Origin of the sequence: Roseixanthobacter psychrophilus, from assembly GCF_043195195.1 — a bacterium.
GTDB lineage: Bacteria > Pseudomonadota > Alphaproteobacteria > Rhizobiales > Xanthobacteraceae > NCEH01.
Map to the genome: position 1 here is coordinate 115,321 of NZ_JBAFWT010000014.1, position 13,910 is coordinate 129,230.

10 protein-coding genes are annotated in these 13,910 nt (G+C 66.3%); 8 read left to right on the forward strand and 2 right to left on the reverse strand.

Annotated elements, in window-relative coordinates; genetic code table 11:
- Positions 1-89 precede the first annotated feature (89 nt).
- The 6 genes from V5F77_RS14525 to V5F77_RS14550 all read left to right on the forward strand — a co-directional run bounded on the left by V5F77_RS14525 (position 90) and on the right by V5F77_RS14550 (position 8,993).
- Positions 90-2,108 carry an acyltransferase family protein gene (locus V5F77_RS14525; protein WP_429006070.1) on the forward strand — a complete coding sequence of 673 codons (2,019 nt, stop codon included), beginning with the start codon at positions 90-92 and terminating at the stop codon, positions 2,106-2,108.
- 160 nt (positions 2,109-2,268) lie between these two features.
- Positions 2,269-3,303, forward strand: a complete 1,035-nt coding sequence (locus tag V5F77_RS14530) for an HlyD family secretion protein (protein ID WP_429006071.1) — start codon at positions 2,269-2,271, stop codon at positions 3,301-3,303.
- Positions 3,300-6,017 (forward strand): ribosome-associated ATPase/putative transporter RbbA, encoded by a 2,718-nt coding sequence (gene rbbA, locus V5F77_RS14535; RefSeq protein ID WP_429006072.1) that lies wholly within the window; start codon positions 3,300-3,302, stop codon positions 6,015-6,017. Before V5F77_RS14530 ends, rbbA begins: the two co-directional genes overlap by 4 nt.
- A 1-nt stretch (position 6,018) precedes the next feature.
- Positions 6,019-7,140, forward strand: coding sequence for an ABC transporter permease (locus tag V5F77_RS14540; RefSeq protein ID WP_429006073.1), 1,122 nt, complete (start codon positions 6,019-6,021; stop codon positions 7,138-7,140).
- A 94-nt stretch (positions 7,141-7,234) separates the two neighbouring features.
- Positions 7,235-7,969, forward strand: coding sequence for a CBS domain-containing protein (locus tag V5F77_RS14545; RefSeq protein ID WP_429006074.1), 735 nt, complete (start codon positions 7,235-7,237; stop codon positions 7,967-7,969).
- Between the two features lie 40 nt (positions 7,970-8,009).
- Positions 8,010-8,993, forward strand: a complete 984-nt coding sequence (locus tag V5F77_RS14550) for a zinc-dependent alcohol dehydrogenase family protein (RefSeq protein WP_429006075.1) — start codon at positions 8,010-8,012, stop codon at positions 8,991-8,993.
- 61 nt (positions 8,994-9,054) lie between these two features.
- Here the strand turns inward: V5F77_RS14550 and V5F77_RS14555 are convergent, their stop codons facing one another.
- Complete coding sequence (locus V5F77_RS14555; protein ID WP_429006076.1) at positions 9,055-11,640, reverse strand: cation-translocating P-type ATPase; 2,586 nt, start codon at positions 11,638-11,640, stop codon at positions 9,055-9,057.
- Positions 11,641-11,826: 186 nt separating this feature from the next.
- Between V5F77_RS14555 and V5F77_RS14560 the strand changes: the two genes are divergently transcribed.
- Positions 11,827-12,327 carry a peptide deformylase gene (locus tag V5F77_RS14560; protein ID WP_429006077.1) on the forward strand — a complete coding sequence of 167 codons (501 nt, stop codon included), beginning with the start codon at positions 11,827-11,829 and terminating at the stop codon, positions 12,325-12,327.
- Positions 12,328-12,424: 97 nt separating this feature from the next.
- Positions 12,425-12,904, forward strand: a complete 480-nt coding sequence (locus V5F77_RS14565; protein WP_429006078.1) for a group III truncated hemoglobin — start codon at positions 12,425-12,427, stop codon at positions 12,902-12,904.
- 258 nt (positions 12,905-13,162) lie between these two features.
- Here V5F77_RS14565 and V5F77_RS14570 read toward each other — a convergent pair whose 3' ends face one another.
- Positions 13,163-13,705: a 2,4'-dihydroxyacetophenone dioxygenase family protein gene (locus tag V5F77_RS14570; RefSeq protein WP_429006079.1), complete on the reverse strand. Its 543-nt coding sequence runs from the start codon at positions 13,703-13,705 to the stop codon at positions 13,163-13,165.
- Positions 13,706-13,910 lie beyond the last annotated feature (205 nt).

Below are 13,910 nucleotides of genomic sequence, written 5' to 3' on the forward strand. Positions count from 1 at the left end.
CGCGCATCGCACAAGGTCGGGATCTGGCCGCTCACGGGCCGGCAGGCAGGTTGCGGGCGTGCGGGCGAGTGGCCTAAAGCATCGTCCCGATGACTTACCGCCTGGATATCGACGGCGTCCGCGCCATAGCCGTGCTGAGCGTCCTGCTGTTCCACCTCGGTGTTCCCGGTGTTCCCGGTGGCTTCATCGGCGTGGACGTGTTCTTCGTCATATCGGGCTATCTCATCACGGCGAACATCGTCGCCGATGCGCGTCAGGGCGATTTCTCCCTGCTGCGCTTCTACGACCGGCGCATCCGCCGCATCGGGCCGGCGCTGACCGTGGTCGTATTGGCCACGCTGGCCGCCGGGTATTTCATTCTCACGCCCGGCGATTATGCGGTGCTTGGGCGTAGCGCCGCCTATGCGGCTGCCGGCATTTCCAATTTTTTCTTCCTGCGCAACACCGGCTATTTCAACGCGGCGGCGGAAACCATGCCGCTGCTCCATACTTGGTCGCTGGGGGTTGAGGAGCAATTCTATGTGGCGTGGCCGCTGCTGCTTGTCGGCGCGCTGCGCGTCGCGAGCAGATGGCCACGACTCGTGCCGACGCTTGTGGGCGCCGTAATCCTCGCAAGCTTTGCCTATGCAGTGGAGAAGGTGGGCACCAATCCCAAGAGCGCTTTCTACCAGCCCTGGACACGGGCGTGGGAACTCGCGGTCGGCGGCGCGCTCGTATTCATTCCGGTCGCCTGGACGAGCGGGATGTCCACCCGCCTCGGCGACCTCCTGAAGCTTGCTGGCCTCATCGCCATAATCGCACCCATGCTGCTGCTGACGGCCGAAAGTCCATTTCCCGGCGTCAATGCCCTTGCGCCCGTGCTCGGCACCGCTTTGCTTCTCATGCCCACCGGCAGCCCCGGTCGCATCGCGCACGCGCTTGCGTTGGCGCCGCTGCCGTTCGTCGGGCGCATCTCCTATTCGCTCTATCTCTGGCACTGGCCGATCATCGTGCTGATGCGCCATTACCATAATGGCGACCGGCTGGATCCCGGCTGGAGCGCGGCGGCGCTGGCGCTGTCCTTTGTAGCCGCGTGGCTCTCCTGGCGGTTCGTGGAGCAGCCGTTCCGCCGCCTGCGGCCACCGCCGTGGAAGAGCGTCGGTGCCGGCGTCCTGGCGGCGGGCACGGTGGCCGGACTTGGGCTCGCGCTCTATGTCGGGGACGGCCTGCCGGGGCGGGTTTCGCCCCACCTCCAGGCCATGGGCTCGAAGGATCGCATGTGGCACTGGGTCTGTCCGCAGAGCGTTCCCGACGGGCCGGCCAAGGGATTGTGCGCGGTCGGCGCACCATGGGCGAGCGCGGGAACGCGGGCGATCATCTGGGGCGACAGCCATGCCGAGCAACTTCTGCCGGTTTTGGATGTGGCTGGCCGCGAGGCGAATACCGCAATCGCCTTGTTCCGCGCCTGCCCCGCGATCATAGAAGCCGGCGGCGTCAGGCGCGATTTCGCCGGCATTCCGACCTATAATGATGATTGTCGCCGTTCCCGTGAGGCCGTGCTCGCCTTGTTGAAGGCCGCGCCGGACATAAGGCTGGTGATCCTCGCCGGCGCATGGCCTGCCACGGCACAGAATCTCTATCGCCACGCTGGCGATGCGGTGGGGTACGAAACCGGCCGTGCTCTCCTGCGGGAAGGCTTCGATCAATTGATGCCGCAGCTTGCCTCGGGCGGGCGGCATGTGCTGCTGATGGCGGACATCCCCCACTGGGCCAGCGATCCGGTGCCGTGCGTGGTGGCGGATGACGGCTCGTTGCTACGTGCGCCATGCGTGCGCACGGTCTCCCAGCTCGCAGAACCCGATTTCGATCCCTGGCAGCGTGACGTGAACGACGTGTTCCGCGCCCTGCGGGGCCGGTATCGGGATGTGACCGTCGCCATTCCCGCCGACTCGCTTTGCGAACCCAAGTCCTGCCTATCGGAAATCGAGGGTGAATTTCTCTATTATGATCTCGATCATATCCGGCGCAATCTCTCCCCCGGTGCCACCCGGGCGTTGGCGGCGAGGCTCGGCCTTGCCGCTCTCTTGAGGGCGGCATCCTCTGGGCCTGTCGGTGCCCGGGCGGACTGACGCGGCTCGGAGCGGACAGGATTGATGGGCCTTGCGAGCCTTTTGGCTCTCTGCGACTTTCGTGGAACGGACACGCGTATGACGTGGGTCAATGATAGGACAATGATGCTGAGCTAATTTAAATTGGCTGGCCTTTTTCTCTGTCTGCCGGAGTTCATCCTTGCGCAGCCGCCCGATCGCACTTGTCCTTGACATCCATATCGCTCTCGCGGCGCTCTGCGCTGGCCCTGCCGTCGCTGCTGACGACGCCAAGAGCCTTGGTGAAAGGTTGCAGGGCCTGTGGGAGAAGATCGGCGGCAAGCGCCTGCCGGCGGATATCGCGAGCACCAACGGCCGCCTGGAAGCCGAGCAGGTGTTGATTTCAGCGAAGTTCGCCGGGCGGGTGTTGCAGGTGCTGGTCGAAGAGGGGCAGACGGTGGATGCCGGCGCCGTGGTCGCGCGGATGGATACGGCGGAACTTGATGCCCAGCTTGCCGGCGCCGAGGCCCAGGTGCGCCGCGCCGAAAAGGCCATGACCGAGTCGCAGGCGGCCATCACCCAGCGCGAAAGCGAGGTGGTGCTGGCCCATCAGGAATATGAACGGGCCTCGACGTTGAGTGCGCGCGGCTACGGCACGGTTCAATCGCTTGACCAGCGGCGCAGCCAGATGAATGTGGCCGAAGGCGCCAAGCGGGCGGCGCAGGCCAGCTTCGACCAGGCCCAGGCCGCCGCCGACACCGCCCGCGCCGAAGTGGCACGTATCCGCTCGCAGCTCGACGATTCGGTGCTGACGGCCCCCCGCCGCGGCCGCATCGAATACAAGCTGGTGCAATCCGGCGAGGTGGTTGCCGCCGGCGCGCCGATCGCGACGCTGCTTGACCTCGCGGACGTCTACATGACCGTGTTTCTGCCGGCCCGCGTCGCCGGTCGGCTCGGCATCGGCGACGAGGCGCGCATCGTGCTCGATCCGGCGCCGGACTATGTGATCCCCGCGAGCGTCTCGTTCGTCGCCACGGAAGCCCAGTTCACGCCCAAGACGGTGGAGACGTCCGACGAGCGCGAGAAGCTGATGTTCCGCGTGAAGCTGAAGATCGCTCCGAGCCTGCTGAAGCAATATGAGGCACAGGTGAAGACCGGCGTGCGCGGTGTCGCCTTCGTGCGCACCAGCCGCACGGCGGCATGGCCGGCCGAGCTTGCCGTGAAGCTTCCCAAATGAGCGATGCGGCCGTCCGCTTCGCCGGCGTCGTGCATCATTACGGAAAGACCGTTGCGCTTGGCGGCATCGATCTGGAGATCCCGGCGGGCTGCATGGCCGGTCTGATCGGCCCGGACGGGGTGGGCAAATCGACCCTGCTTTCGCTGACCGCCGGTATCACGAAAATCCAGGCCGGCACGGTGGACGTGCTTGGCGGCGACATGGCCGACAGCAGCCAGCGCCGCATCACGGGCGCGCGCATCGCCTTCATGCCCCAGGGGCTCGGGCGCAATCTCTATCCCACACTCTCGGTGGCGGAGAATCTCGACTTCTTCGGCCGCCTGTTCGGCCAAGCCGGCGCCGAGCGGCGGGCACGCAGCGCCGAATTGCTCGCCGCCACCGGCCTTGCCCCCTTCGCGGATCGTCCGGCCGGCAAGCTCTCCGGCGGCATGAAGCAGAAGCTCGGCATCTGCACGGCGCTGATCCACGATCCCGATCTCTTGATCCTGGACGAGCCCACCACCGGCATCGATCCGCTGTCCCGGCGCCAGTTCTGGGATTTGATTAAGCGCATGCGGGCGCGGCGGCCGGGCATGAGCGTGATCGTTGCCACCGCCTATATGGAGGAGGCCGACGCCTTCGATTGGCTCGCCGCCGTGCACGATGGCCACGTGATCGCGAGCGGAAGCCCGCAGGAGATCAAGGCCCGCACCGGGGAGACCAATCTGGAGCGGGCTTTCGTCGCCTTGCTGCCGGAGGACGCGCGCACCACCGACGGGCCGGTGGTCGAACGCCCGCGCGTGCCGCAGGATGGCGTGCCGGCCATCGAGGCGGAAGGGCTCACCTGCCGCTTCGGCGCCTTCACGGCCGTGGACCATGTGAGCTTTCGCATCGAGAAGGGCGAGATCTTCGGCTTTCTCGGCTCGAACGGTTCGGGCAAGAGCACCACCATGAAAATGCTCACCGGCCTCTTGCCGGCGAGCGAGGGGGAGGCCCGCCTGTTCGGCCAGAAGCTCGACGCGGGGGACCTGGAGACGCGCCGCCGCGTCGGCTACATGTCCCAGGCCTTCTCGCTCTACAGCGAACTGACCGTGCGGCAGAATTTGATGCTGCACGCGCAATTGTTCGAGCTGCCGCCCGACACCATCCTGCCTCGGGTTCAGGAGATGCTCACCCGCTTTGATCTGGTAGATGTCGCGGACACCCGGCCGGAGAGTCTGCCGCTCGGCATGCGCCAGCGCCTGCAACTCGCCGTCGCCATCATCCACCGGCCGGAAATCCTGATCCTCGACGAGCCGACCTCCGGCGTCGACCCGGTCGCCCGCGACGGCTTCTGGCGCGAACTCATCGCCCTGTCGCGCGACGATGGCGTCACCATTTTCCTCTCCACCCATTTCATGAACGAAGCCGAGCGCTGCGATCGCATCTCGCTGATGCACCAGGGCAAGGTGCTCGCTGTGGGCACCCCGGATGAACTCAAGGCCGAGCGCAAGACGCAATCGCTGGAGGACGTGTTCATCGCCGTCCTGGAGGAGGCCGGCATGGGGCAGGAGGGCGACGCGGCCGCCGCGCAAGCCGACGTCCCGGTGTCTTCCGGCCCGCCGCGGCGGATCGATCCGCGACGGATGTGGGCCTATGCCTGGCGCGAGACGCTCGAAATCCTGCGCGATCCCGCCCGCCTCGCCTTTGCCTTCCTTGGCCCGGTGCTGCTGCTTTTTACCTTCGGCTATGGCGTGTCCTTCGATGTGGAGCACTTGCCTTACGCAGCGTTCGACCAGGACCAGAGCGCACAGAGCCGGCAATTGCTCGAAAGCTTCCAGGGCTCGCGCTATTTCGACGAGAAGCCACCCATTGCCTCGACCACTCAGCTCGATACCCGCATGAGGAGTGGGGAATTGTCCGTGGCCATTGAGGTGCCCTCGGATTTCGGCAAGCAATTGCAGCGCGAGCGCCAGCCCGAAGTGGGCGTATGGGTGGACGGAGCCATGCCGTTCCGCGCCGAGACCGCGCGCGGCTATGTCTCAGGGATCGCCCAGACCTATATGGCGGACGAAATTCTACGCCGCTATGGCCATGCGGTGCCGCTCTATCCGATCAAGATCGACACCCGCTTCCGCTACAATCAGGCCTTCAAGAGCGTCAACGCCATCGTGCCGAGCGTGATCGTGCTGATGCTGGTGCTGATCCCCGCCGTGATGACCGCGCTCGGCATCGTGAAGGAGAAGGAGACCGGCTCCATCTCCAACTTCCAATCCACGCCGGTCACCAAGGTGGAATTCCTGCTGGGCAAGCAATTGCCCTATGTGTTCATCGCCTTCCTCAGCTTCCTGTCGCTGGTGGTGCTGGCGACGGTGTTCTTCCAAGTTCCGCTGAAGGGTTCGTTCGTGACCCTCGTGCTCGGCTCGCTCGCATATGTGTTCGCGACCACCGGCTTCGGCCTGTTCGTCTCGAGCTTCGTTTCCAGCCAGGTGGCGGCGATCTTCGCCACCTCGATCCTCGCCATCCTGCCGGCGGTGAATTTTTCCGGCCTCCTGGTGCCGGTGTCCTCGCTCTCCGGGGGTGCCCGGCTGATGGGCCTCGCCTTTCCTGCGGCCTGGTATCAGCCGGTGAGCGTCGGGGTTTTCGCCAAGGCGCTCGGCTTTTCCGATTTATGGCCGAACATGGCCGTGTTGGTGCTGTTCGCGCTCGGCTTCATCGGCGCGGCGGTGCTCGCGCTGCGCAAGCAGGGGGCCTGACATGCGCGCCCGCCTCATGCGCATCTGGCGGCTCGGCATCAAGGAGCTTTACAGCCTCAAAGCCGATCCGGTGCTTCTGGTTCTGATCGTCTACACCTTCACCTTCGCCATTTACACGGTCGCGACAGGTGCCAAGTTCGAGGTGGAGAATGCCGCCGTCGCGGTAGTGGACGAGGATCAGTCCGCGCTCTCGCGGCAGGTGCGTGCGGCAATTCTGAAGCCCTTCTTCAAGGAGCCGGTGCTGATCGGCGCCGACCAGATCGACCGTGTGATGGATTCCGGCCGGTTCGTATTCGTCGTCGAGATTCCGCCGAAATTCGAGCAGGATGCCATTTCAGGTCGGTATCCAACGATACAGATCGATGTGGACGCGACCGCCATGTCCCAGGCGGGAAACGGCGCCTCCTATCTCCAGAACATCATTTTTCAGGAGATCAGCACCGCCTTGCCGGACACCGTCCAGGCCGCGCCGATCGCGGTGGTGGTCCGGGCGAAATTCAATCCCAACCTCAAGTCGGCATGGTTCACGGCGGTGATGCAGGTGATCAACAACATCACCATGCTGGCGGTCATCCTCTCCGGTGCGGCGCTGATCCGCGAGCGCGAGCACGGCACCATCGAGCATCTGCTGGTGATGCCGGTGACGCCGATCGAAATCATGCTGGCGAAGATTTGGGCCAACGGCCTGGTGATCGTGGTGGCGGCGATCTTGTCCCTACTTGGGGTGGTGGAAGGCCTGCTCGCGGTTCCGGTACAGGGCTCGCTCGGCCTGTTCATCCTGGCGACCGTGACCTATCAATTCTCGGTCACCGCGCTCGGCATCCTGATCGCGACCGCGTCCACCTCCATGGCCCAGTTCGGCCTGATTGTCATGCCGATCCTGATCGTCATGAACCTGCTCTCTGGCAGCACCACGCCGCTGGAAAGCATGCCGGCCTGGCTTCAGAATGTGATGCAGTTCTCGCCCTCCACGCATTTCGTGGCGCTCTCCCAGGCTATCCTTTACCGTGGCGCCGGCCTGGCGATCATCTGGCCGCAGCTTCTGGCGCTGCTGGCCATCGGGGCGGCCTTCTTCGCACTTGCCGCCATGCGGTTCCGCAAGGCGCTGCTGGGCGCGCAGTGAGGGGGCGAGGTCGCGGTTGATGCGGCTCAATGCAGCAGGCGGCCTGCGTGCCCATGATTCAGACTTGGTTCAGCGGGAGCCGTAGGAGACGACCATGCGCGTTGCAAATGTGATGACCGCGCCGGTCATCAGCGTCGAACCCACCACAACCATTGCGGACGCCGCCAAGCTCATGCTGGCGCAGCACATCAGCGGCCTGCCTGTTGTCGCGAAGGACGGCACGCTGGTCGGCATGATCACCGAGGGTGATTTCCTGCGCCGGGCCGAATTGGGCACGCAGGTCCAGCGCTCCTGGTGGCTTGAGCTGATCGTGAGCCCCGGCAAGGAGGCGGAAGAATATGTCCAAGCGCACGGCCGCACGGTCGATGAGGTGATGACCAGGGACGTCGTCACCACACGGAAAGAGACCCCGCTCTCCGAGGTCGTCGAAACCATGACACGCGAGCGCATCAAGCGTCTGCCCGTGGTGGAGGACGGAAAGCTGATCGGCATCGTCGCGCGCTCCGACCTACTGCGGGCGCTGGCGGCGGCGCTGCCGTCCGGATCCGCGGCGGAAACCGATGATGCGCGGCTGCGGGCGGCCATTCTTAAGGAACTGGGGACGCAGCCGTGGAGCGGCAACGGTTTGGTCCGGGTGCATGTGGCCGACGGCGTTGCCGAATTGCGGGGCACCATTTTCGATGAGCGCGAGCGCATGGCGATCCGCGTCGTCGCGGAGAATGTGCCGGGGGTAAAGAAGGTCATCGACCAATTGGTCTGGGTCGAGCCCATGTCCGGCATGGTCATCTTGCCCCCAGGCGAGGATGGAGTGGTGCGCGGCGCCGCTTGATCCCTGGTCGCCCCGGACCGTATTGCGCAGGAGCATCGATATGAGAGCCATGGTTCTGCGCGCGCTTCGCCAACCCCTCGTGCTTGAGGAGCGGCCGGACCCGTTGCCCGCGGCGGGCCAGATTCGGGTCAAGGTCGAAGCGTGCGCCGTGTGCCGCACGGACCTTCATGTGGTGGACGGGGAACTACCGAACCCGGTGCTGCCCATCGTGCCCGGCCACGAGATTGTCGGCATCGTCGATGCGCTCGGCGAAGGCGTGGCGGCCCCCGCGCTCGGGACCCGCGTGGGCATTCCCTGGCTTGGCCATACCTGTGGCCACTGCCCTTATTGCGCGTCCGGGCATGAAAATTTGTGCGACGCCCCGGAGTTCACCGGCTTCACCCGCGACGGAGGCTTTGCAACCCATGTGGTGGCGGATGTGGACTTCGCCTTTCCTCTTGTCGGGTTCGACGATCCCGTTGCGGCAGCACCGCTGATGTGCGCCGGGCTGATCGGCTGGCGCTCGCTTTCCATGGCGGGAGATGCCCGACGCATCGGGCTCTATGGCTTTGGGGCGGCCGCGCATATCCTCGCGCAAGTGTGCCGCTGGCAGGGGCGGGAGGTCTATGCCTTCACCCGCGCAGGCGATTTGGCGGCGCAGCAGATGGCGCTATCGCTCGGTGCCCGCTGGGCCGGATCTTCGGACGAGCGCCCGCCCGAGGAACTCGACGCGGCGATCCTGTTTGCGCCGGTCGGCGCCTTGGTGCCGCTCGCGCTGCGGGCCGTGCGTAAGGGCGGCCGGGTGGTGTGCGGCGGCATCCATATGAGCGATATCCCACAGTTTCCCTATTCGATCCTCTGGGAGGAGCGGCAGGTTCTCTCCGTCGCCAATCTCACGCGCGAGGATGCGCACGCGTTCCTCGCGCTCGCGCCCAAGGCCGGGGTGAAAACCACCACGACCGTCTATCCCCTGGAGCAGGCCAACGCAGCCCTGGCGGATCTGCGCGCCGGGCGGTTCCAGGGCGCAGCCGTTCTGGTGCCGTGAGCATTTTTCAAGCGGCCTGGACCTGAACGATAACCGGACCTTGCGATGATCTTGCGCCGTGCTATCGCCGCAGCCGTGCGGCGATGCCGCCGGCCTTCGCCAATTCCAGCAGCACCATCATGGCGATGGCCGCCGCGAACGCGATGCCGATACCCGCAAGGCCCACATCGCCGAAGCGGAACAGGGCGGCGGCCGGCGGCACGCCGAGGACGATCACCAGCATCAGGGCCGCCATCCCCATCACTACCACCAAGGCGGTATTCGGGCGTGTGAGCGCGGCCAAGAGGGAGGAACTGAAGGAGCGGTCGACGATAATCAGCCCCACGCTCGCGAGGACAAGTGTGAGAAAGGCCCGCCCCCGCACGATATCGGGGGGCAGGTCCGCGTGCAATGAGAGCACATAGACGCCGCCCGCCGCCGCGAAGGCCGCCAGGCCCTGGATCAAGCTCCAGATCATCAGCGGTATGGGCAGCAGCGCGTCGCTGGGCTTGCGGGGCGCGCGCTGCATCAGGTCCGGTTCCTCCGGCTCCGCCTCGAAGGCGATCGAGCAGACCGGATCGATCACCATTTCAAGAAACGCGATATGCAGTGGCCCGAGCAGCGGCGGCAGGCCGAGGGCGAGGGGCAGGAAGGCAAGGCCCGCGATCGGCACATGCATCGCGAGCACATAGCCCATGGCCTTGCGCAGATTGTCGAACGTGCGCCGGCCGAGGCGGACGGTGCGCACGATGGAATTGAAATCGTCGTCCAGCAGCACCATCGCCGCGGCCTCGCGGGCCACATCGGTGCCGCGCCCCCCCATGGCAATGCCGATATGCGCCGCCTTCAAAGCCGGCGCGTCATTGACGCCGTCTCCGGTCATGGCGACGATCGCGCCTTGTGCCTTCAAGGTCTCGACAATGCGCAGCTTCTGTTCCGGGACGATACGGGCGAACACAGCGGCCTTCACGACGGCCGCCGAGAACGCCTCGGTGTCGAGGGCCGCCAGCTCGCGCCCCGTGAGCACCGGTTCCGCGTCGAGCCCGGCGGCGCGGGCGATGGCCGAGGCGGTGGCGGGATGGTCTCCGGTGATCATGATGATGCGGATACCGGCGGCGCGGCACTCTCTCACCGCCTCCTGCACGCCGGGCCGCAGTGGGTCGGCGAGGGCGATCAGGCCGCGAAACTGAAGCGTCTGTCCCTCCAGGCGGTTGTCCGACGCATCCACGAGTTCGCCCTCGGCGAGCGCGAGCACCCGCAGGCCACGGCGTGCCATCTCCTCCGCAGCGCCCATCACACGTGCGAGGTCTTCAGGCGCCAAATGGCACAGGCCTGTGATGGCTTCCGGCGCGCCCTTCGCCGCCAACTGCGGCGGCTGGTCGGCATCGGCCCAGGCGCGGGCCATGGCGGGAAGGTCGTCGCGCAGATCGAAATCGCGGATGGCGATCTGCGGCCAGGCCGCCGTATCCGCCTGCGCGGCGAGATCGTGAAATGCGCGCTCCATGGGGTCGAACGTGCGGTCGCGGCTGGAGCGGGCGGCCAACACGGCGAGGGTGGCCGCCGTGCCCCCGAACCTGGTCCCCTGGGGCGGCAAGTCCACCGGCAAGCCGTCCGCATCACGCAGCTCGACCACGGTCATGCGGTTCTGCGTCAGAGTGCCGGTCTTGTCGGTGCAAAGCACCGTCGCGGCGCCAAGCGCCTCGATGGCGGCGGCGCGGCGCGTCAGCACGCGGGCCTTGGCGATACGGATCGCCCCCATCACGGTGAAAACCGTGAGGATGAGCGGAAATTCCTCCGGCAGCATCGCCATGGCGAGGGCGATGCCGCCGAGGATCGCTTCGGTCCAGTCGTTACCTGCGAGGCCGTACAGCACGGCGGCGAGAATGCTGACGGCAATGCCCACCACCGCGAACAGTCGGACCAGCCTTTGCGTCTGCACGCGCAGGCGCGGCGGCTCTCGCTCGATGCCGCCGAGGCTCTGGCCGATACGGCCGAGTTCGGTCCTTGTGCCAATCCCGAGCACGATCCCCCGGCCCTGGCCGCGCACAACCAGCGAGCCGGAAAAGGCGGCGCTGCGATCATCGCTCGCGGCGTGCACCTCGGTCCGTCCCGCAGCATCGCCGGCGGGTGCCGCGGCCTTTGGGACCGGAACCGATTCGCCGGTGAGAAGGGATTCGTCGATTTCCAGCGCCGCGGTCCACAGCAACAGCATATCGGCGGGCACCCGGTCGCCTTCGCCGACGAGAACCACGTCGCCGCGCACGACCTCGCGGCCGGGAATGCGCCGCTGCACACCCTCGCGAACCACCAGGGCGCGCGGGCTGGACAGGTCGCGCAGGGCATCGAGCGCCCGTTCGGTGCGAAACTCCTGCACCACGGCGATCACCACCGAGAGGGTCGCGAACCCGAACAGGATCGCGGCCTCGAGGGGATCCCCGATGATGAAATAGAGCACCCCTGCCGCCAGCAGCAGGGCGAACATGGGTTCCCGGATGGTATCGAGGACGATCCGGAGCGGGGAGCGATGCTCGCCGCGGGGCAGCTCGTTGGGACCGTCGTTGCGCAGGCGCGCGGCAGCCTCCGCATCGCTGAGGCCGCGTTCGACGTCCGGGACCGGCAAAGGGGCAGGGCGCGCCAGATCCAAGGGATCGCCGGAGGATGGCTGCATCGGGCGGCACTCTCGCAAGGCGGCGGGACGCTCTCGATCACTACTCAAGAACGGCCGGACGGAAGGGGTGAGCGTCGCACGCCCGGAAGTTTTCAGCTTAGCATTTCAGCGCGGCCGGGGCATTGATGCAGAGCAACGCGCTCCCATGTCGGATACAGAGAGCCGTGACGTGCGAGGGATAAATGCATGGCGGTGCGGGAGATTGTCCGGTTTCCGGATCCAAGGTTGAAGCAGGTCGCGCAGGAGGTGACGCGGTTCGACGCCGCGCTCGCCGCTTTGGCCGAGGACCTGCGCGACACCATGCGGGCGGCGCCCGGCATCGGCATCACCGCGCCTCATATCGGCGTGGCGGAGCGGCTGGTGGTGCTCGAACTGCCTGAGGAGGAAGGGCTTTTGCGGATCTATGCCAACCCGCGCGTCATCTGGTCCGCGCCCGAGCTTGGCCGCCATCCCGAGGGTAGTGTCTCTATGCCCGGCGTGGTCGATGAGGTGGAGCGGCCGGTGCGGGTTCGCGTGCAATATCAGGATCTTGCGGGCACTGATCAGGAGGTCGAGGCGGACGGTCTGCTGGCGGTCTGCCTGCAGCATGAGATCGACCAGCTGGATGGGATTTTCTGGCTCCAGAAGCTGTCGCGGCTGCGGCGGGAGCGGGTGGTGAAGCGGTTCGAGAAGCTGGCGCGGGCGTGACGGCGGCTCCGGGAAATCCCGGATTGCGGCGCGCGGCGGGGGTGGCTAAGTCATTGGGGTTTAAGGCGCATGGTGCGTTCCTGTGGGAGGGCCTGAGATGGCGGAGGAGACCCGCATCGTCAGCGGCGAGAGCGAGCAGATGCTGGCCCGCCGGGCGGCGGCGACGCAGGCGATCATGGCCGAGACCGGCATTGACGAGGCGATGATCCGCACCCTGGTCTTCACCTTCTACGACCGGGTTCGGGCGGACGATCTGATTGGTCCGATCTTCGAGGCGCGCGTGGCGGACTGGGATGAACACCTTGAAAAGCTTTGTCTTTTCTGGTCGTCCGTGGCGCTCATGACGGGTAGATACCACGGCCAGCCGATGCCGCGGCACCTGCCTTTGCCGATTTCGGGGGTGCATTTCGACCGCTGGCTCGACCTGTTCGAGGCGACGGCGCATGAGCTGTGCCCGCCGGCGGCGGCGGTGCATTTCATCATTCGCGCGCGCCGCATCGCCGACAGCCTGGAGCTGGGAATTGCCTCGAAAAACAATGAGATAGCAAGTCCCCGGCGGCGCCCGCCGCTGGCCTGAGCTCTGAGCGCCGGCGGGTCATGCGTCCCGCCGGTTCGGCACTCCCCACCGTCGCACGGCGCATCCGCGCAAAGGGGGAGGAAGAAGACGCCGAGGCGCGCCACGCGGATTTTGCCTATCCCGCCGGGAGAAGAACAGCGCGGAAAAGCCCCATGACGGGCCTTTGTTCCAGGGTATTCCGCGAAATTCCGACGAAGTTCGCGCGCAGAAATTCACCGCCGGGAACGGACGCGAAATTCCCGGCGAATTCCCCGATGTTCAGCGAATGAACTGGTCGATGTAGTCGCGGCCGAGGCCGTTGGCGCTGTAATGGGCGCGGCACTTGTCGATGCGGGTGAAGACGTCGTCGAAGCCGGTCACCTTGCCGTCCGGGTCCACATAGATCATCGCGCCGTTCACCTGGAACAGGGTGATCATCTCTTCCACATGGGGATCGACCACGAGGGTATGGGTCTCGCCCGGCGCCTCGTAGACATAGCCGCCCTCGGTGGCGATCCAGTCGTGTTCGAGATAGCGCCAGGAGCCCTTAATGACATAGCCGTGCACCGGCAGCGGGTGGCGGTGGCGCGAGAGCACACCGGCCTTGCGCACCTTCAGCAGGTTCATCCAATAGCCGCTGGAGGCGGAAAGCATCAGCGGGCGGAACCACACGTTCTCTTCCAGCGGCACCCACACGCGCTCGTCGGTGGGAATGGCATTGGGCACCACCAGCTCGGGCCGCGCCTCGGCCGGCTGGGGCTTGCGATAGGGCTGCCACTTCTCGTCGATCGGGGCGGCGGGGCGAATCTGGGACTGGGTCATGGGCGAGGGGTCCTCCCGGTTCGGGCGATCGCGGTTTTCCGCTTGAGGGGCATGGTAGCAAAGGCGGGGCCGGCGTGCTGTGCGCAGGAGTGTGGGCCGGCGCGCGAGATATGTCATGGGGGCGCATGCGCTTGTGGCCCCCTCTCTTCGACGGGGAGAGGGGGGAGTTGTGTGGGGTCACCTCTCCCCGCCGGGGAGAGGTCGC

What these genes read in the sequence shown, in the direction of transcription:
- V5F77_RS14545 (WP_429006074.1), top strand. Translation starts at nt 7,235, where the DNA reads ATGCGCGTTGCAAATGTGATGACCGCGCCGGTCATCAGCGTCGAACCC.
- V5F77_RS14570 (WP_429006079.1), bottom strand. Translation starts at nt 13,705, where the DNA reads ATGACCCAGTCCCAGATTCGCCCCGCCGCCCCGATCGACGAGAAGTGG.
- V5F77_RS14555 (WP_429006076.1), bottom strand. Translation starts at nt 11,640, where the DNA reads ATGCAGCCATCCTCCGGCGATCCCTTGGATCTGGCGCGCCCTGCCCCT.
- V5F77_RS14525 (WP_429006070.1), top strand. Translation starts at nt 90, where the DNA reads ATGACTTACCGCCTGGATATCGACGGCGTCCGCGCCATAGCCGTGCTG.
- V5F77_RS14565 (WP_429006078.1), top strand. Translation starts at nt 12,425, where the DNA reads ATGGCGGAGGAGACCCGCATCGTCAGCGGCGAGAGCGAGCAGATGCTG.
- V5F77_RS14540 (WP_429006073.1), top strand. Translation starts at nt 6,019, where the DNA reads ATGCGCGCCCGCCTCATGCGCATCTGGCGGCTCGGCATCAAGGAGCTT.
- V5F77_RS14550 (WP_429006075.1), top strand. Translation starts at nt 8,010, where the DNA reads ATGAGAGCCATGGTTCTGCGCGCGCTTCGCCAACCCCTCGTGCTTGAG.
- V5F77_RS14560 (WP_429006077.1), top strand. Translation starts at nt 11,827, where the DNA reads ATGGCGGTGCGGGAGATTGTCCGGTTTCCGGATCCAAGGTTGAAGCAG.
- rbbA (WP_429006072.1), top strand. Translation starts at nt 3,300, where the DNA reads ATGAGCGATGCGGCCGTCCGCTTCGCCGGCGTCGTGCATCATTACGGA.